12 protein-coding genes, 1 CRISPR repeat array and 1 riboswitch are annotated in these 18454 nt (G+C 65.2%); all 12 genes read left to right on the forward strand.

Annotated elements, in window-relative coordinates:
- The first annotated feature begins 161 nt into the window (after positions 1 to 161).
- The 12 genes from NET02_RS05800 to metE all read left to right on the forward strand — a co-directional run bounded on the left by NET02_RS05800 (position 162) and on the right by metE (position 18453).
- The gene (locus NET02_RS05800) at positions 162 to 2723 is read left to right on the forward strand and encodes an SMC family ATPase (protein ID WP_284056436.1); all 2562 of its coding nucleotides are present in this window, start codon (positions 162 to 164) and stop codon (positions 2721 to 2723) included.
- A 65-nt stretch (positions 2724 to 2788) separates the two neighbouring features.
- On the forward strand, positions 2789 to 4225 hold the full coding sequence (locus NET02_RS05805) for an NfeD family protein (RefSeq protein WP_284056437.1): 1437 nt from the start codon (positions 2789 to 2791) through the stop codon (positions 4223 to 4225).
- Positions 4226 to 4309: 84 nt separating this feature from the next.
- Entirely contained in the window at positions 4310 to 5104 is a 795-nt protein-coding gene (locus NET02_RS05810; protein WP_284056438.1) for a slipin family protein, read from the forward strand.
- A gap of 125 nt (positions 5105 to 5229) precedes the next feature.
- The gene (locus NET02_RS05815; protein WP_284056439.1) at positions 5230 to 5559 is read left to right on the forward strand and encodes a hypothetical protein; all 330 of its coding nucleotides are present in this window, start codon (positions 5230 to 5232) and stop codon (positions 5557 to 5559) included.
- A gap of 176 nt (positions 5560 to 5735) precedes the next feature.
- The gene (gene cas3, locus NET02_RS05820; RefSeq protein ID WP_284056440.1) at positions 5736 to 7958 is read left to right on the forward strand and encodes a CRISPR-associated helicase Cas3'; all 2223 of its coding nucleotides are present in this window, start codon (positions 5736 to 5738) and stop codon (positions 7956 to 7958) included.
- 200 nt (positions 7959 to 8158) lie between these two features.
- Positions 8159 to 8863, forward strand: coding sequence for a type I-C CRISPR-associated protein Cas5c (gene cas5c / locus NET02_RS05825; RefSeq protein WP_430981072.1), 705 nt, complete (start codon positions 8159 to 8161; stop codon positions 8861 to 8863).
- Positions 8856 to 10706 carry a type I-C CRISPR-associated protein Cas8c/Csd1 gene (gene cas8c / locus NET02_RS05830; protein ID WP_284056442.1) on the forward strand — a complete coding sequence of 617 codons (1851 nt, stop codon included), beginning with the start codon at positions 8856 to 8858 and terminating at the stop codon, positions 10704 to 10706. Before cas5c ends, cas8c begins: the two co-directional genes overlap by 8 nt.
- Entirely contained in the window at positions 10703 to 11590 is an 888-nt protein-coding gene (gene cas7c, locus NET02_RS05835; RefSeq protein WP_284056443.1) for a type I-C CRISPR-associated protein Cas7/Csd2, read from the forward strand. The genes cas8c and cas7c overlap by 4 nt, the downstream gene beginning before the upstream one ends.
- Before the next feature lie 61 nt (positions 11591 to 11651).
- Complete coding sequence (gene cas4 / locus NET02_RS05840; protein WP_284056444.1) at positions 11652 to 12269, forward strand: CRISPR-associated protein Cas4; 618 nt, start codon at positions 11652 to 11654, stop codon at positions 12267 to 12269.
- Between the two features lie 35 nt (positions 12270 to 12304).
- Positions 12305 to 13336 carry a type I-C CRISPR-associated endonuclease Cas1c gene (gene cas1c, locus NET02_RS05845; RefSeq protein ID WP_284056445.1) on the forward strand — a complete coding sequence of 344 codons (1032 nt, stop codon included), beginning with the start codon at positions 12305 to 12307 and terminating at the stop codon, positions 13334 to 13336.
- Positions 13337 to 13357: 21 nt separating this feature from the next.
- Positions 13358 to 13657: a CRISPR-associated endonuclease Cas2 gene (gene cas2 / locus NET02_RS05850; RefSeq protein WP_284056446.1), complete on the forward strand. Its 300-nt coding sequence runs from the start codon at positions 13358 to 13360 to the stop codon at positions 13655 to 13657.
- Between the two features lie 180 nt (positions 13658 to 13837).
- Positions 13838 to 15914: a CRISPR direct-repeat array (repeat unit 37 nt; unit sequence GTCACATCCTCCCTTCGGGGAGGATGAGGATTGAAAC).
- Positions 15915 to 15979: 65 nt separating this feature from the next.
- A riboswitch (SAM riboswitch) is annotated at positions 15980 to 16082 on the forward strand.
- 79 nt (positions 16083 to 16161) lie between these two features.
- Positions 16162 to 18453, forward strand: a complete 2292-nt coding sequence (gene metE, locus NET02_RS05855) for a 5-methyltetrahydropteroyltriglutamate--homocysteine S-methyltransferase (RefSeq protein ID WP_284056447.1) — start codon at positions 16162 to 16164, stop codon at positions 18451 to 18453.
- The last annotated feature ends 1 nt before the right edge of the window (position 18454 follow it).

The following is an 18454-nucleotide window of genomic DNA, read 5'->3' on the forward strand; positions in this document are numbered from 1 at the left end:
TGACGCGCCGCTCCTCCCTGCCTTGCACTTCGATACTTCGCCCGATCTCTCCATGCCTCTGAGTATACTGTGTTGAGCGCAGCCGGTCGGGCTTCAAGAGCCGTCGCATCCTCCGCTTGGGGAGGATGAGGATTGAAAGACCGCGGAGCACGAGGGCCGCAATGATTCCTACCCGCTTGCGACTGAGCCACTTTCTCTGTTATCGCGAGCCGGTCGAGGTCGATTTCCAGGGTATCAAGCTCGCCTGTCTATCCGGCGAGAACGGCGCTGGCAAGTCGGCCCTGCTCGATGCCATCACCTGGGCACTGTGGGGAAAGGCGCGCAGCAATTCGGATCAGGATCTGCTCTCCCTGGGTGCCCGGGAGATGTGTGTCGAGTTCTCGTTTGTCCTGAACGGGCAGGAGTACCAGGTCATCCGCCGGCGCGCGATCGCGACGCCGGGAAGCTCGGGGCGGGCGATGCTCGAGCTGCATGCCCGCGATGGCGAGCGCTGGCGCGTGCTCAGCGGGAACAACCTGCGCCATACCCAGAGCATCATCGACAAGATACTGGGCATCGACTACGACACCTTCATCAACTCCGCGTTTGTCCTCCAGAACCGGGCCGACGAGTTTACCACCAAGACGCCGGCCGAGCGCAAGCGGGTGCTCGGCGAGATCCTCAACCTGGGCGAGTACGACCAGTACGAGCGACTGGCCCGCGAGGAGCTGCGGCGGCGCGAGCAGGAGATCCGCTCCATCGAGCAGGATCTCGAGGCGATCGAGAGCTACCTCCAGATCCTGCCCCAGCTCGAGGCCGAGGTCGCTGGACGGCGACGCGCGGTCGATGGGCTCCGCGCCCAGCTCGACGATCTCCGCCAGCGGCGGGACGAGGTCGTGAAGACGCTCCAGGTGCTGGAGACGGCCGAACGCGTCTCGGCGCAGCAGGCCCAGCGCGCGGAGCAACTGGCGTCGCAGGTTCAGGAGCGAGAGCGCCAGCGGGCGGAGCTGTGTGAGCGTGTCCGCGCGCATGAGGCCGTGCTTGCGCGGGCGGGCGAGATTACTGCCCGCTTCGAGCGCTGGCAGCAGCTTCGCCAGGCGATGGACGAGCTGAACCGGCGACTGCACGAGCGCCAGGCCCTCCTGGCGGCCGAGCGACGGCTGGAAGACGGCATCCAGCGGGAGGTGCACTGCGTCGAGCGCGAACTCCACGCCTGCGAGCAGCAGATCGCGCACTGCGAGCGGGAGCTCGCGCGGCTCCCGGGGCTAGAGGGAGAGCGTAGCCGGCTGGATCGGGAGCTGGCGTCGCTGGGCGATCTCGACGACCAGATGCAGAGGCTCCAGGAGCACCTTCAGGAGCTCCAGAGTCGCCGTGGCGAGCTCCAAGCCGAATGCCGGCGGCTCAAGGAGCAGATGCAGGAACTCAAGGGGAAGATCGACCAGCTCGACGCGATCGATGCCGCCTGCCCGGTCTGCCTCCGGCCGCTCGCGGAGCACGAGCGCGACCGGTTGAAGACCGAGATCGCGTCGCAGGGGCGGGCCCTGGGCGACGAGTTCCGGTTGAGGCGGGCGGAGATTGACCAGATCGACGCCGAGCAGGCGGAGCGTCAGACGGAGATGGAGCGTCTCCAGCACGCGCGCGCTCAGCGGGACCGGCTGCGCCAGGAGCTGGCGAGGGTCGAGACGCAGCTTGCGGGCCTGACCGAACGGCGGGCGGAGCTCGAGCGTCACCTGGCGAAGCGCCAGGAGCTGATGCAGGCGCTCGAGCGCGGCCTGCCCGGGGCTGAGCTGCGCAGCGAGCTCGAGGCCGTGCGCCAGAAGCTGGCCGCCATCCCGTACGACGAGCGTGAGGGGCAGGAGCTGGCCCAGCAGCTCCAGGAGGTGGCCGGCGCGGAGCAGGAGTACCAGGCGCTCGAGCGAGCCTCGCTGGCTGCAGAGCTCGAGCGCCGCCAGCTCGTGTCGCTGGAGGAGCAGATCGCAGCCGACCGCGCGGAGCTCGAGCGTCTACATCGAGAGATCGAGGAGTTGCGGTGCCAGATCGAGCGCGCGGCGCCCCTGCGCGAGCAGCGCGATCAGCTCCAGCAACGGATTCTGGAGGCCGAACGGGCGCTCCACGAGGAGCAGGAGGCGCTCGGCCGGGCTCAGCAGCGGCTGGAAGATGCCTACGAGGAGCGTGAGCGCGCTGCCGAGTTGACGGCGCAGCGCCAGCAGCTCGTCACCGAGAAGGGCATCTACGAGGATCTCGTCAGGGCCTTCGGCAAGGGGGGTATCCAGGCGATGATCATCGAGAACATGATCCCCGAGCTGGAGGAGCGGGCGAACGCGATCCTCGACCGGATGCCGGGCAACGCGATGCGCCTGGAGTTCCGCACCCAGCGCCAGCGCCGGAGCGATGACGGGTTGATCGAGACCCTCGACATCGTGATCAGCGACGAGGCTGGCCGTCGCCCGTACGAGCTCTACAGCGGCGGGGAGATGTTCCGCATCAACTTCGCTATCCGGGTCGCGCTCAGCATGCTGCTGGCCCACCGCGCCGGTACCCGGCTGGAGCTCCTGGTCATCGACGAGGGCTTCGGCACTCAGGACGCCAAGGGGCGGGAGGGGCTCGTACAGGCGATCCGGGCCATCGAGGACGAGTTCGCGATGATCCTGGTCATTACCCATATCGACGAGCTGAAAGACCAGTTCCCGACCCGGATCAACGTGGTCAAGACGCCACAGGGGTCGCAGGTCTTCGTCACCTAGGCCGCGCGGTCACGGCAGATGCCCGCCGGGTATATACTTGTCCTGCGAGCGAACGGCGGGTTGAGATGAACCGACGCGTTGCGACAGCCGCCACCCCCCTCAGGCGCGCGCTTGCCATCTTCCTCGTCATGAGCGGGCTGGCCTGGCTGCTTGCGGGCACGGCGCTGGGTAGCACGCCCCGCGTGCGCCTCATCGAAGTCGACGGCGCCATCACGCCGGTGATGGCGAACTACGTGCACCGTGGCATCCGGGAGGCAGAGCGCGCCGGCGACCACGCCGTCGTGATTCGGCTCAACACCCCCGGCGGCCTCAGCTCGGCCATGGACGATATCATCCAGGACATCCTGGCCAGCGAAGTGCCCGTCATCGTCTACGTCGCCCCCTCGGGCGCGCGGGCTGCCTCGGCTGGGGTTTACATCACCTATGCGGCTCACGTCGCGGCTATGGCCCCGGCTACCAACATCGGGTCGGCCAGCCCCGTCCTGCTCGGGCAGGATGGGCAGCCGGCACAGACTGATGAGACGATGCAGCAGAAGGTCGTCAACGATGCGGTGGCCAAGATCAGGGGGTTAGCCGAGCTGCGCGGGCGCAACGCCGACTGGGCGGAGCAGGCCGTTCGCGAGGCGGTCAACATCACCGCTGACCAGGCGCTTCAGATGGGCGTGATCGATGTCGTGGCGCCCAGCCTGGACGCCTTGCTCGACACGGTCGACGGGCGTCCCGTTACCACCATGGCTGGCGAGGTCACGCTGCAGACGCGGGATGCCGAGATCGTCCCCGTAGATATGAACCTGGTCGAGCAGTTCTTCCAGATCCTGAGTGACCCGAACGTAGCATATATCCTGCTGAGCCTGGGCTTGCTCGGCATCTTCCTGGAGCTGGCCAACCCCGGGGCCGTCCTGCCTGGCGTGGTCGGCGGCATCTTCCTGCTGCTCGGGCTATTCGCGCTGGGGAACCTCGACGTGAACTGGGCCGGCGTGCTGCTCATGGCCTTCGGCTTCATCCTCTTCATCGCCGACCTCTATCTCCCGACCCACGGTGTGCTCACCGTGGGCGGAATCATCTCGTTTGCTCTGGGCTCGTTCCTGCTGATGCAATCGCCGATCAGCCCGGTCTTCCAGATCTCGCGCGCGGTGATCCTCACGGTCACGGCGCTGGTCGCCATCTCGTTCCTCGCCGTCATCACGCTGGTGGCCCGGGCGCATGCACGGCGGCCGGCGACGGGCAGGGAGGGATTGATCGGCACTGTCGGTGTCGTCCGGCGAGCCCTGGATCCAGAAGGGATGGTGTTCGTCGAGGGCGAGCTCTGGCGGGCGCGCAGCAACGCAGGGCGGATCTCAGAGGGGCAGCTTGTCCGGGTCGTCGGCGTCGAGGGCCTGCGGCTGACGGTGGCGCCGGTCGCGCCGGAGGAAGTCGAGACCGTCGCCGAGCAGCCACAGCCGGCCGGGGGAGTGCTGCGGCCGCTGGCTTCGATCACCCGGCGTGGCAACCCAGCGCAGTGAACATGGTGAAGCGGAATCGAAAGGGGCCACGAAGCTGATCGCGCGTGGCCCGGTAGAAGGTGCCTGAGCGAAAGGAGTGCGCTGATGAGCCCGAGTCTTATCGTATTCGCGGTCATTGCCCTGTTCATTCTCATGGTGCTGACCTCGGCGATCAAGATCGTGCAGGAGTACGAGCGGGGGGTCGTCTTCCGGCTCGGCCGGCTGGTGGGCCCGCGGGGGCCGGGCATCATCCTGCTGATTCCCTTCGTCGAGCGCATGGTGAAGGTCGACCTGCGCACGCTCACCATGGACATCCCGGTGCAGGAGGTGATCACCCGCGACAACGTGACGATCCGGGTCAACGCGGTCGCGTACTTCCGGGTGGTCGATCCCAACGCTTCGGTGGTGAACGTGGCCGACTACATCCGGGCAACCTCGCAGATCGCCCAGACCACGCTGCGGAGCGTGCTGGGGCAGGTCGAGCTGGACGAGCTGCTGGCCGAGCGGGAGAAGATCAACCAGAAGCTCCAGGAGATCATCGACGAGCAGACCGAGCCGTGGGGCGTCAAGGTAAGCATCGTCGAGGTCAAAGACGTTGAGCTGCCCGACACCATGCAGCGGGCGATGGCGCGCCAGGCTGAGGCGGAGCGCGAGAAGCGGGCCAAGATCATCCATGCCGAGGGAGAGTTCGCAGCGGCCAACCAGTTGGCCGAGGCTGCTCGAGTGCTGACGATCGTGCCGGGAGCGCTGCAGCTCCGCTACCTGCAGACGCTGACCGAGATCGCGAGCGAGCGCAACAGCACGGTCATCTTCCCGGTGCCGATCGAGCTCTTGTCGGCGTTCATGGAGGACCGGCGGGCGGTGACTCGCACCGGGGCGCCGGCTGGCTCCTCCGACTAGCCGCGAGCGGTGGGCCGTCGCCTGCTGGCCTCTCCGCCGCGCGTGCTGGGGCGCGCACGCTCGCCTCCCATGAGCGGGTGGGGAACTCTACGCCAGCAGGGCAGAGCGTGGAGGGACGCTGAGCGATGCGCCATCCGATCGGCGATCCGATCGAAGAGGTAGCCGACCTCCTGTGGCCGTACGTCGTGCCGCTGATCCGTCGGATCGATGCCGAAGAGTTCACGACGGTGCAGTTCATCGAGGCGATGCAGCTCGACGAGCCGACGCGCCAGGCGTACGAAGAGGCGCTGCGCCGCTGGCCGGAGGCAGACCGCGAGCTGGCCAAGATGGTGGTGCACGGGCAGGTGATCCCGCAGCTCCTGCGCGAGAGCGGGCTGGTCGAGTGGGCCGGCTTCGCCTACGGCGAGGAGGATCCCTACGCCGTCCCTGCCTGGTGGCGCAAGCTCGAGCGGTGAACCCTACAGGCCACAATTGCCGCATGAGGCAACATGGCCAGTGACGGCTCTTGGACTTTACCGAACGAGCACTTGTCAGGCTCACCCTGTTTCTGTAATCTTGAGTCATATAGGCGCTCTAGGGGAAGCGGGTACTGGCCTCCAATTCGGGGGATTCTCGTTTGTTAAGCAGGAATTTGAGGGTCGGTGATATCCCTGTTCTCTATGCGCACACGCCCAACGCGGCGGGGCACTGGGATCTGCTCCACGAACACCTGCGGCGGGTGGCCGAGCGCGCCGCCGAGTTCGCTCGGCCCTTCGGGGGAGAGGCAATCGCGTATCTTCTCGGGATTTTTCACGACCTGGGAAAGGCTAACCCGGCCTTTCAGGAGTACCTGCGCGAGGCGGCAGCGGGACGCCAGAGAAACTCTGTCCCACACGCCAAGTACGGGGCGACGCTAGCCTATAGTGCGCTGTTCCATCATGGCCGGGAACCTGAGCGCTGGAAAGAGCTTGCCCTTCCGGTCGGCGCACACCACTCTGAGCTCGCGTGTGGCGGCACTTACGCTCAGGATCTCGGCCAGTGCTTGGATAAAGATACGGCCGTACTCGAGGCTATCTACGGCTACCTTCGCGTAGCGGGCGCCCGCGGCTGGTGGCAGCTTCCGAAACTCGATCTCGCCAAACTTCCGAAGCCAAACACAACCTCCCGAGAACTGTTCATCCGCATGCTGCTCTCGGTCCTGGTCGACGCTGACCGGTTGGACACCGAGGCGCACTTCGACGCCGCTCGAGTCACGCTCCGCCGTACCTGGCCCGAACTCGAGACGCTCTGGGAGCGGTTGGAGGCTGCTCAGAAGCGGCTACTGGCCGAAGCGAAGGATTCCGTCGTCAACCGCGTGCGGCGCGAGGTGTACGAAGCCTGCCTGCGCGCGGCCGAAGGCCCTCCGGGCATCTACCGCCTGACGGTGCCGACGGGTGGTGGCAAGACCCGGAGCGGGCTAGCCTTCGGGCTGCGGCATGCGCTGCGCCACGGCTTGCGCCGGATCGTCGTTGCCCTGCCGTACACGAGCATCATCGACCAGACAGCGACGGTCTACCGGCAAATCCTCGGCGAGGACTCGGTCCTGGAACATCACAGCGATTTCGAGCTTAAAGCGCGCGAGAGCCGTGATGAGGAGCGAAACGAGGCTCAGGACGAGGCCTACCTGCGCTGGCAGCTCGCGACCGAGAACTGGGATGCGCCGCTCATCGTCACCACCACTGTGCAGCTCTTCGAGAGCCTGCTCGGCAACCGGGCGTCCCCCGTGCGCAAGCTGCACAACTTGGCTCGCAGCGTGATCATCCTCGACGAGGTTCAGACGCTGCCGCCCGAACTCCTCTCTCCGACCCTAGACGTCCTCCGCTGCCTGGTCGAGGGATACGGCGTTACGATTGTGCTCTCCACGGCGACACAGCCGACGTTCGAGGAGAGCCGTCTTCTCCGCGAGCTCGACGGCTATGAGATCCGCGAGATCGTCGAGGGCTACGCCGAGCATTTCCGGTTGCTGGAGCGCGTAGAGTACCGCGTGCTGCATGAGCCTGTCTCCTGGCAGGAGCTGGCGGACGAGATTCGCTGGCGTCACCAGGTCATGGTGATCCTCAACACCCGCCGCGACGCGCTGGCGGTGCTCGATCAGTTGGATGAAGACGAGGATGTTTTCCATCTCTCGACGCTGCTCTGCGGCGCGCATCGACGGGAGCTCCTGCAGGACATCGAGGAGAGGCTGAAAGGGGGTGAACCGGTTCGCCTGGTAAGCACCCAGGTCGTGGAGGCCGGCGTGGATCTCGACTTCCCGGAGGTGTGGCGGGCCATCGGCCCGCTCGATCGGATCGTCCAGGCGGCCGGCCGCTGCAACCGGGAGGGCAAGCGCGAGCGCGGGCAGGTCGTCATTTTCGAGCCCGCTGAGGGCGGGACACCGCGCGGCCCGTACCTCATCGGCCTCGAGAAGGCACGGTTCCTGCTCAGAGAGCATCCGGCGGAATCGCTGAACCGGCCTGATCTGTACCGTCTCTATTACCGCCTGCTGTTCGACGCGGTAAATCCCGATAAACAACGTATCCAGGCGCTGCGGTCGGAGCTGAACTATCCAGAGGTGGCCGAGAAGTACCGGTTGATCGCCGACGACACGCTGCCGGTTCTCGTTTCCTGGGGCGCCGCCGAGCGGCGGCTTGCGGAGTGGCGGGCCAAGCCCAGCCGTGCCGCCTGGCGCCGCCTGCAGCCGTATCTGATCAGCCTGCGGCGGAACGACCTGGAGCGCTTGCGCAGGGAGGGCTGGGTGGAGCCGATAACCGAGGCCATGTACCGCTGGTGCGGGCAATACCACGAGCGACGGGGGATCGTTGCAGCAGTTCACGACCCGAGCGACTTGATCGTCTGAGCCGCCAAAGAGAAGAGATCGGGCATCAGCCCGATCTGAACCGACGGCGAAACCGTTTCGATCCCCGGCCTGCTGGCCGCGTTACAAGGATATCATCCATGCTGTGAAGACTGAACCTACGGCTAAACGCAACTTGACAGCAGCCCTGCCGACGGCTATCATTGATTCGGTCTCTCCATGACACCCAAGAAGGGAGCACGCTGCCCGTGAACCACGCTGAAGTCGGGGTGAAGGTCTGGGGGGAGTACGCCCTCTTCACCCGGCCTGAGTTCAAGTCCGAGCGCGTCAGCTACCAGGTCATCACTCCCTCAGCCGCGCGCGGCCTGTTGGAGGCAATCTTCTGGAAACCTCAGATCCGCTACGAGATCCGCCGCATCGGTGTGCTCCGCCTGGGAACCTTCACTACGATCCTGCGCAACGAGATCGAGCAGCGACAGGGGACGAGGCCGATCTTCGTTGAGGATGTCCGGCAACAGCGCGCCAGCCTCGTCCTCAAGGACGTTGCCTACCTCATCCACGCGGAGATCGTCCCGCAGCCGTGGGAGAAGGAACCGGTTGTTAAATATCTCGACCAGTTCACCAGGCGGCTGCTTCGGGGCCAGTACCACCACACACCCTACCTGGGCACGCGCGAGTTCTCCTGCGCCTTCGAGCCTCCCGACGAGGAAACCCCCGACCCTGCGCTGAACCTCGATCTCGGTCTCATGCTATTCGATATTGCCTACGTCCCTAGTCGAGAGCGCCGCGAACTCGAGTTCATCCGCCACACCCCACAAGGGCCAGAGCGGACCTCCGGATATGCCCAGGCACTCTTCTTCCCCGCTAAGATCGAGAGCGGCTGGCTCACGGTACCGCCGGAGAAATATCGCGAACTCGCCCGCCTGGAGGAGCGAGCAGATGTTTAAGGAACTCGTCGATCTCGGCCAGGAGCTCGAATCTCGGGGCACGCTCGTCCCGGCCGGCTTCTATGCGTACGGTCAGCCTATCCGCTGGATCGTCCACGTCTGGCCCAACCGCGTCTACCTGGAGAAGACTGACCTCAACCGCCCACGCCCCTTCGATGGTCGAACGTCGGCGATCCGTGCCCATCCCCTGACTGACGAGGCGGGCTACGCGCTCGGCGTCGCCAGGCAACAGAAGGGTGTGGACAAGCGAGCTGGCGACAAGCACCGAGCCTTTCGCGCCCTGCTGGAGAAGCTGCTCGCTTCACCCCAGGTCAGTGACCCGGCGCTGCGAGAGGCCATAGGCTGGGTCCTGCATGCCCTAGAGACCGGACTCGTGCAGCAGGACCCGCGCTACGACGAGGTCGAGTCCAAGGACTGGGTTTCGTTCGTCCCCGGCCAGGGGCCATACGCGGGCCAGCACCTCTTCGAACATCCCGAGGTCAAGGCGTTCTGGCTGGCCGAGCTCGAGGATCGTACAGCCTCCTCAGAGCGTGCTGGTAACTCCTCTGGAGCATGCGCCGTCTGCGGAGCGAACCTTCCACTGGTGAGGCGGATGCCAAAGGTCAAGCTGGTCAGCACAGCTCCCTTGCACTCGCTGAACGCCGATGCCTTCGTCTCCTTCCACGCGGGGGCGGGCATCGCCGAGCACGCGCACCTCGGTATCTGTTTTGTCTGCGCGGATACCGCAGCGCGGGCATTCACCCACCTCGCGGACAGTGATCAGCACCGGCGTGTCCTCCTCTACGACAGCAACAGCCGCGATGCTCTTACCAACCAGATCGCGCTCTTCTGGCTCAAGGCTCGGGCCAGGGTTCAGGCCGGTGAGGAGATCTTTGATCCTGCATCGCTCCTCAACTTGGTCAGTAGCGTGCTCGCGCCGGAACAGCGCGCCGATCAGGCCCCTACTGCCTCGCTACCGCAACTCGCCCGGCTGCTCGATCTCCCCTGGCGGCCCGAGGAGGCCGGCCTGAACCTGGACGAGTGCGGCTTTTACCTGGCCATCCTCTCGCCGAACGTCGGCCGGATCGCCGTTCGTGACTGGATCACGGTCTCGCTCGCCCAGCTTCGCGAGAACCTGCGCCGTTTCCTTTCAGCCACATCCATCGTCTCGCCGTGGGGCGAGAGGGTGAGCCCCCAGTCCATCGCCCGGCTCCTGCAAGCGGCTCAGGCCACGAATCCGAACCTGACGCGGGGTCTCTTGCGCTGTGCCTATCTCGGTGAGAGTCCACCGCCAGGGCTGCGTGACGCGGCAGTCCTCCGCTTTCGGATCCCGTCTGTCCTCCAGGATCCTCGCGAAGGTTGGCGTGTCCAGGCACTGGCAAGCGCGCTCAAGCTCGTTGTCTTCTATGGGAAGGAGGAAGCACGCACGATGGACAGGTTATCAGCACAGCACAATCGCAGTGCCTACCTCTGTGGCCGCCTGCTGGCAATCCTCGAGGAGGCCCAGCTCCGCGCCGCCAACTTCAATCTCAACCGGACGATCGTCGATCGGTTCTATGGAGCCGCCTCGACCGCGCCAGCGGCGACCTTCGGTGGGCTCATCAGGCTGGCTACCGTGGCCCACCTGCCCGAGGTGGGCCGGGACGTTCGAATCCTGCTGGAGGATGTGCTCTCGATGCTCGACGAGGCCGGCGGATTTCCGCGAGTGCTGACGCTGCCTGAACAAGCCGAGTTCGCTCTTGGCTTCTACCACCAGCGGGCGGACTTCCGCTCCCGGCGTGGACGGCGTGCAGCAGACGAGGCGATAGGCGGTGGCCCAGGTAACCAGGTGGCGGATTCTGGAGAAGAGGAGGTCACAGGATGAGCATCACCAATCCGAAGACCCGGCACGAGTTCGTGCTGCTCTTCGATGTCGTCAACGGCAACCCGAACGGCGATCCTGACGCGGGCAACTTGCCCCGGGTCGATCCCGAGACGATGCACGGCCTGGTTACCGACGTAGCCCTGAAGCGCAAGGTCCGTGACTACGTGCAGAACCTCCAGCGCGACGAGGTAGGGAACCCGGCAGAAGGTTACGGTATCTTCATTCAGAGCCGGGTCGCGTTGAACATGCTGATCGAGCAGGCCGGCGATGCCGTGGGCATCAAGCAGAAGAGCAAGGTTCCCCAGGATGCGGTTCGCGTCGAGCTCTGTCGACGGTATTACGATATCCGCCTGTTCGGCGCTGTGCTCTCGACTGGCGACTTAAACGCCGGTCAGGTTCGTGGACCCATCCAGATCACCTTCGCGCGTTCTCTGCATCCGGTCGCCCCGCTCGACCTGTCGATCACGCGTAAGGCTCGTACGACCGAGGAGCGGATGCAGACGGGCGAGACAGAGATGGGCCGCAAACCCATCGTCCCGTACGGCCTCTATCGGGCTCACGGGTTTTTCAATCCTTACCTGGCCGAGCAGACAGGAGTGAGCGAGCGCGACCTCAAGCTCTTCTGGGAATCGATGCAGAACCTGTTCGAGTTCGACCGCTCGGCGGCGCGGGGCGAGATGGCCGTGCGCGGGCTCTTCGTTTTCACTCATGACAACCCGAAAGGCAACGCTCCTGCCCACAAGCTCTTCGAGTTGGTCCAGGTGCGCCGGCTCGACGATGGGCGGCCGCCACGCTCATTTGGCGAGTACGAGATCGTCGCGCCACCGGCCGGCCCACTCCAAGCGCATGGCTTTCCGGGTATCACCCTCACTCGCCTGGTCTGACCTGCGCTGCACTTGCCCAAGCGAGGAAGGTACAGGGGGAGGATTGTGAGCGAGGCACGCCATGGAATGGGACGACGATGACCGGATCCCGATTAGCGCCCTCCAGCACTTCGTCTACTGCCCACGCCAGTGCGCGCTCATCCACCTGGAGCAGGCCTGGGAAGAGAATGCCTTTACCTTGCGAGGACGACGCGCCCACCAGGGCCTGGATATTCCAGACGGCTTGATCCGCGAGGGCGTCCGGGTCGAGTATGCCGTACCCCTCTGGTCCGATACTCTCGGGCTGAGTGGGCGGGCCGACGTGGTCGAGTTTCCCGACGGCGTGCCCTACCCCGTGGAGCATAAAGTCGGGTCACGCCGGGCGAGCCGGGCCGACGAGGTGCAGCTTTGCGCCCAGGCGCTGTGTCTCGAAGAGATGCTGGGCGTCGCGGTACCACGCGGAGCGCTCTTCTATCGCGCTTCCCGGCGCCGCCGGGAAGTCCAGTTCACCCCGGAGCTGAGGCAACGCGTCTACGAGGTGATCGAGGCTGTTCGTACGCTCCTTTCTCAGACTAGCTTGCCCCCGCCGGTGGCGGACGAGCGCTGCCCCGACTGCTCGCTGATCGAGATCTGCCAGCCATATGCCCAAGCAGCCTTGGGCGAGCTTGTGGCTTCGCTCCGAGAGGAGGGTCTGAGTTGAGATCATCTGCCCCGAAACAGCCGTCGAGCAGCGCGATGGGTCGCCCATCGGTGACAACACTCCTCAACACGCTCTTCGTGCAATCACAGGGCGCGTACCTGCGGCTGGATCATGATACTGTGCGGATCGAGATCGACGGGCAGCCGGTCAGGCAGATCCCACTGCACCATCTGGACGGGATCTCCGTGTTCGGTAACGTACTGATCTCGACTGCGCTGCTGCACCGTTGTGCCGAAGATGGGCGCAGCGTCACCTGGTTCGACACTCACGGACAATTCCGTGCCCGGCTCAACGGACCGATCTCCGGCAACGTGCTGCTGCGCCGAGCCCAGCACTCAGCGCTCGATGACCCCGAGCGCACGCGCGCGCTCGCGTCCCAGTTCGTCCATGGCAAGCTGAGGAACGCGCTCTCCGTGCTCCAGCGCGCCAATCGTGAGTACGGCGGTGGGCCCCTGCTCGAAGCCGCCATTCGTGAACACCGCAACGCGCTCCGGCTACTCCCCTCCGTGCAGACGCTCGACGAGATCCGCGGCATCGAGGGAGTAGCAGCGACGAGCTACTTCGCGGCCTTTTCAGAGCTGGTGCGAGCGGGAGACCTGCCGTTCAGCGGCCGGACGCGTCGCCCTCCGCGCGATCCGGTCAACGCGGTGCTCTCGTTCGCCTATTCGCTGGTAACTCGTGACAGCATCGCAGCCCTGGAAGGCGTGGGGCTCGATCCGCAGATCGGCTATCTGCACGCGCTGCGGCCCGGCCGACCGGCCCTGGCGCTCGACTTGGTGGAGGAGCTTCGCCCCTGGCTGGCCGATCGCCTTTGCCTGACGCTAATCAACCGTCGACAGTTGACCCCACGCAACTTCGAGAGCCGACCAGGCGGGGCGGTGCATCTGACCGAAGAGGGGCGTCGCGAAGTCATCACCGCATACCAGCGGCGCAAGCAGGAGACAATCAGTCATCCGCTGTTCAAGAGCCCGATCCCGATCGGGCTCGTCCCGCACGTGCAAGCGCGGCTCCTAGCCCGGTACCTGCGGGACGATCTCCCTCTCTACCCGCCATTCCTGCCGAAGTAGTAGGCACGCGGGGGCTGTCCGATGCAGCGGTTTGACATTCTGGTGACCTACGACGTTGCGATCACGACGAAGGCAGGACTACGGCGGCTCCGCAAAGTTGCGACCGTCTGCCAGAACTATGGACAGCGTGTTCAACTCTCGGTGTTCGAGTGCCGCGTGACGCTGGCGCAGCTCGAGCAGCTCGAGTCCGAGCTACTGTCCATCATCGACCCGAAGAACGACAGCCTGAGGATCTATGTGCTGTACGGAGGGCGGAACCGGTCGCTACGCGCGCACGGGCTGGATCGGTATGTGGACTTCGATGAGCCGATGGTTCTGTAAGCGCGGATGGGAAGCGGGTGGCCCGAGCCTGGGGCATTCGCGCCGCTCGATTTTGGCCTTCCTGGAAAGAAATCGTGGGATAGCAGCAGGGAGCAGGCCGGAGAGCAACGCGGGCTCGAGACCGGATCCGCGCAGAGGGCAGCAGATTTCCTCGTCAACACAGCGAATACGGCAATAGCCGTCACATCCTCCCTTCGGGGAGGATGAGGATTGAAACCTGCGGGACCGCGCCCAGCGCTTCGCCCAGCAGGTGTCACATCCTCCCTGCGGGGAGGAGGAGGATTGAAACAATTCGAAGCCCGAGCCGTCGATCCTCGCGGTGGTCGTCCCATCCTCCCTTCGGGGAGGATGAGGAGTGAAACAATTCGAAGCCCGAGCCGTCGATCCTCGCGGTGGTCGTCCCATCCTCCCTTCGGGGAGGATGAGGATTGAAACAATTCGAAGCCCGAGCCGTCGATCCTCGCGGTGGTCGTCACATCCTCCCTTCGGGGAGGATGAGGATTGAAACTTGCCGGTACGGATCAGACTCCAGTACGAGCGGCGTCACATCCTCCCTTCGGGGAGGATGAGGATTGAAACCGCTCTGTGCGACCTCGCTGTAAGACCCGACGGAACGTCACATCCTCCCTTCGGGGAGGATGAGGATTGAAACGTCCGCTGGGTCGAGGAGACCGACGCGGACACGGTCGTCACATCCTCCCTTCGGGGAGGATGAGGATTGAAACCGTTCCAACGGGACATTACCCGCTGGGCGCTGCGTGTCACATCCTCCCTTCGGGGAGGATGAGGATTGAAACAACGCCTGGTTCCGGACGGGCGGCGTGCTGCAGAAGTCACATCCTCCCTTCGGGGAGGATGAGGATTGAAACTTCGTCTCGACGAGCGACGTCGTCGTGAACCGCCCGGTCACATCCTCCCTTCGGGGAGGATGAGGATTGAAACGCCGTTGCTGTCGAGGAGCAAGCTGAGTCGATCGAAAGTCACATCCTCCCTTCGGGGAGGATGAGGATTGAAACCGCATCACGTTGTCGTAGATCGCCCGCTCGGCGGTGTCACATCCTCCCTTCGGGGAGGATGAGGATTGAAACTATGGGATGCTCCAGGGAGAGCTTAGTGCACCGGCGGTCACATCCTCCCTTCGGGGAGGATGAGGATTGAAACAACTGCTCGACAACGGCGGTAACAACCTCGGGGTCGCGTCACATCCTCCCTTCGGGGAGGATGAGGATTGAAACGATAGCGAGCCAGGTGCCACTCGGCATCGAGGTCAGAGGTCACATCCTCCCTTCGGGGAGGATGAGGATTGAAACATGCCGACGATCGAGCCCTTGACCAGGTCAAAAGCCGTCACATCCTCCCTTCGGGGAGGATGAGGATTGAAACTCCCTGCGCCATGCCCGGCTGCCACAGCGGCTGGCCGGTCACATCCTCCCTTCGGGGAGGATGAGGATTGAAACAGCGACGGCTTACGACCTGGGTGCGCGCTAAACAGGGTCACATCCTCCCTTCGGGGAGGATGAGGATTGAAACTTCGGTGGCGAGCTGGATCTGGATCGCGACCGGGTCACATCCTCCCTTCGGGGAGGATGAGGATTGAAACGACACCCTCGAGGTGATGGGCGCGGTGGCTGAGCGGTCACATCCTCCCTTCGGGGAGGATGAGGATTGAAACTGCTTGAGAAATTAGTACTCGATCACTCGGTACTTGTCACATCCTCCCTTCGGGGAGGATGAGGATTGAAACGGCTTGCCCGTGCCGATGCCCTCGCGGTACCAGTAGAGTCACATCCTCCCTTCGGGGAGGATGAGGATTGAAACCGGACGCTCTACAACGAGCTCGTCGGTGGATCGATGTCACATCCTCCCTTCGGGGAGGATGAGGATTGAAACGTCGAGGGGCAGAGTCTCCGGATCGATCCGTACGGTCACATCCTCCCTTCGGGGAGGATGAGGATTGAAACACCAGGTGGCGGCCGAATGCGGGCTGGGCCTGCTAGTGTCACATCCTCCCTTCGGGGAGGATGAGGATTGAAACAGCTCTACCAGGAAGTCGCCGTACGTCCGGCGCTTGGGTCACATCCTCCCTTCGGGGAGGATGAGGATTGAAACCTGGCTACGTTTGCGGCCGGGAAGGGCCTCCAGATCGTCACATCCTCCCTTCCGGGAGGATGAGGATTGAAACTGGATCGTGCTGCCGTAGTAGATATCGACGGTCGTGCTGTCACATCCTCCCTTCCGGGAGGATGAGGAAGGTGTTGCGCGCCCGCTTGACGGCGGGGCGGCGGCGTGCTATGGTCTCGCCAACAACGCGATGAGATGCCGCGCTCATCCAGAGTGGTGGAGGGGACGGCCCGAGGAAGCCCGGCAACCAGCGCGCACGCGCCAGGTGCCAACGCCGGCGGAGTGCATCTCCGCACGATGAGCGCGGTCATGAGGGAACCCTCCACCCTGGGTGGAGGTTTTTTGATCCCTCAGGCACAGCGACAGGGATGGAGGGTACCGACATGGCCAGGAGCTCGACTCTGGGACACCCCCGTATCGGAAAGCACCGCGAGCTGAAGCGCGCCGTCGAGGCCTACTGGGCAGGGAAGATCGACGAGGCCGCGCTCCAGCAGGCTGGACGGGAGATTCGCCAGGCCGCCTGGGCCGTGCAGCAGGCCGCCGGCATCGACCTGATCCCCTGCAACGACTTCAGCTTCTACGACCAGGTGCTCGACGCGATCTGCCTCGTCGGGCTGATCCCGGAGCGCTTCGGCCCGGCTGGGTCGACCGTGAGCCTGCCCGCCTACTTCGCGATGGCCCGCGGGGCCCCCGGCGTTCCAGCTCTCGAGCTGACGAAGTGGTTCGACACCAATTACCACTACCTGGTGCCGGAGTTCGATGCGCCGGTCGCGGGGATCGCCAGCAGCAAGCCGTTCGAGGAGTTCGCCGAGGCGACCGCGCAGCTCGGCCGGCCGGCGAAGCCGGTGCTGCTCGGCCCGGTCTCGCTTCTCTTGCTCGGCAAGCACCACACCAGACCCCTGGCTGAACACCTGCGCGGCCTCCTCCCGGCCTACGTCGAAGCCCTGCGCCGGTTGGGCCAAACCGGCGCCGAGTGGGTGCAGATCGACGAGCCGGTGCTCGTCGCCGACCGAACGGAGGACGAGCTCGCCCTCCTCCGCGCGGCGTACGAGGAGCTTGCGCGCGTCGACCAGCGGCCCAGGATCATGCTCCAGACCTACTACGGTAGCCTCGACGAGCTGAGCTGGAGCCGGGTCATGGCGCTGCCGGTCGACGGCGTCGGCCTCGACTTCGTCCGCACGCCGGTCAACCGAGAGCTGCTGAACCGGCATGGCTTCCCCGCGAACAAGGTGCTCGGCGCAGGGGTGGTCAATGGGCGGAACGTCTGGCGCGCCAATCTCGTAGAGGCGCTCGAGCTGCTCGAGGAGATCGCGGAGCACGTCGAGGTCGATCGGATCTGGGTGCAGCCGTCGTGCTCGCTCCTCCATCTGCCACACGATGCGCGCCTGGAGACACACCTACCACCCGAGATCGCAGCGCTGCTGGCCTTCGCTGAGCAGCGGCTAGAGGAGGTCGTCACGCTCACCCGCGGGCTCAACGAGGGACGGTCGGCCATCATCGACGAGCTGGAGCGGAACGCCGAGATATTCCGCGTCGCGCTCGATTCGACGCGGATCCATCACCGGCCGACGCAGGAGCGGCTCGCCGCGCTCACCGAGGACGATTTCCGGCGCAGCTCGCCGTACGAGGTACGGGCGGCGCTCCAGCGACGGCGCTTCGCGCTGCCGCTGTTCCCGACTACCACCATCGGCAGCTTCCCCCAAACGCCCGAGGTGCGCTCGGCGCGGGCACGCTGGCGCGCTGGCAAGCTCGGCGACGAAGAGTACTGGGGCTTCATCCGCGAGCAGATCGCGGCGCTCATCCGGCGCCAGGAGGAGATCGGGATCGATGTCCTCGTCCACGGGGAGTTCGAGCGCTCGGACATGGTCGAGTACTTCGCCGAGCAGCTCGAAGGGTTCATCGTCACCGAGCACGGCTGGGTACAGTCCTACGGTAGCCGCGCCGCGCGGCCGCCGATCATCTTCGGCGACGTCCACCGGCCGAAGCCGATGACGGTCGAGGTGAGCCGCTATGCCCAATCGCTGACCGATCGCCCGGTCAAGGGCATGCTGACTGGCCCGGTCACGATGCTGAACTGGTCGTTCGTCCGGGAAGACCTGTCGCGCCGCGACGTCGCGTACCAGATCGCGCTGGCGCTGCGCGACGAGGTGCGCGATTTGGAAGCTGCCGGGATCGCCATGATCCAGATCGACGAGCCGGCGCTGCGCGAGGGACTGCCGCTGCGGCGCCAGGAGTGGGACGAGTACCTGGACTGGGCGGTGAGAGCCTTCCGCCTGGCCTCCTCCGGCGTAGCCGACGAGACGCAGATCCACTCGCATATGTGCTACAGCGAGTTCAACGACATCATCGAGGCGATCGACGCGCTCGACGCCGACGTGATCTCGATCGAGAACAGCCGGAGCCAGGGCGAGCTGCTGCGCGCCTTCCTCGATCGCCGCTACCCGCGGCAGATCGGGCCGGGCGTCTACGATGTCCACTCGGCCCGTGTCCCGAGCGTGGAGGAGATCGAGTCGCTGCTGCTCAAGGCAGCCGAGATCCTCGATCCAGAGCAGCTCTGGGTCAACCCGGACTGTGGCTTGAAGACGCGCCGCCCGGAGGAGGCCTGGCCCTCGCTGGAAAACATGGTCGAGGCGGCACGCCGGATGCGCGAGCGCTACCTGGCCAGGGTCGGGTGAG

Source organism: Thermalbibacter longus, assembly GCF_023806485.1.
GTDB lineage: Bacteria > Chloroflexota > Chloroflexia > Thermomicrobiales > Thermomicrobiaceae > Thermalbibacter > Thermalbibacter longus.

Bases quoted from the DNA above. Each gene is read 5' to 3' on its own strand.
- NET02_RS05800 (WP_284056436.1), top strand. From the start codon at position 162: ATGATTCCTACCCGCTTGCGACTGAGCCACTTTCTCTGTTATCGCGAG.
- NET02_RS05805 (WP_284056437.1), top strand. From the start codon at position 2,789: ATGAACCGACGCGTTGCGACAGCCGCCACCCCCCTCAGGCGCGCGCTT.
- NET02_RS05810 (WP_284056438.1), top strand. From the start codon at position 4,310: ATGAGCCCGAGTCTTATCGTATTCGCGGTCATTGCCCTGTTCATTCTC.
- NET02_RS05815 (WP_284056439.1), top strand. From the start codon at position 5,230: ATGCGCCATCCGATCGGCGATCCGATCGAAGAGGTAGCCGACCTCCTG.
- cas8c (WP_284056442.1), top strand. From the start codon at position 8,856: ATGTTTAAGGAACTCGTCGATCTCGGCCAGGAGCTCGAATCTCGGGGC.
- cas7c (WP_284056443.1), top strand. From the start codon at position 10,703: ATGAGCATCACCAATCCGAAGACCCGGCACGAGTTCGTGCTGCTCTTC.
- cas4 (WP_284056444.1), top strand. From the start codon at position 11,652: ATGGAATGGGACGACGATGACCGGATCCCGATTAGCGCCCTCCAGCAC.
- cas1c (WP_284056445.1), top strand. From the start codon at position 12,305: ATGGGTCGCCCATCGGTGACAACACTCCTCAACACGCTCTTCGTGCAA.
- cas2 (WP_284056446.1), top strand. From the start codon at position 13,358: ATGCAGCGGTTTGACATTCTGGTGACCTACGACGTTGCGATCACGACG.
- metE (WP_284056447.1), top strand. From the start codon at position 16,162: ATGGCCAGGAGCTCGACTCTGGGACACCCCCGTATCGGAAAGCACCGC.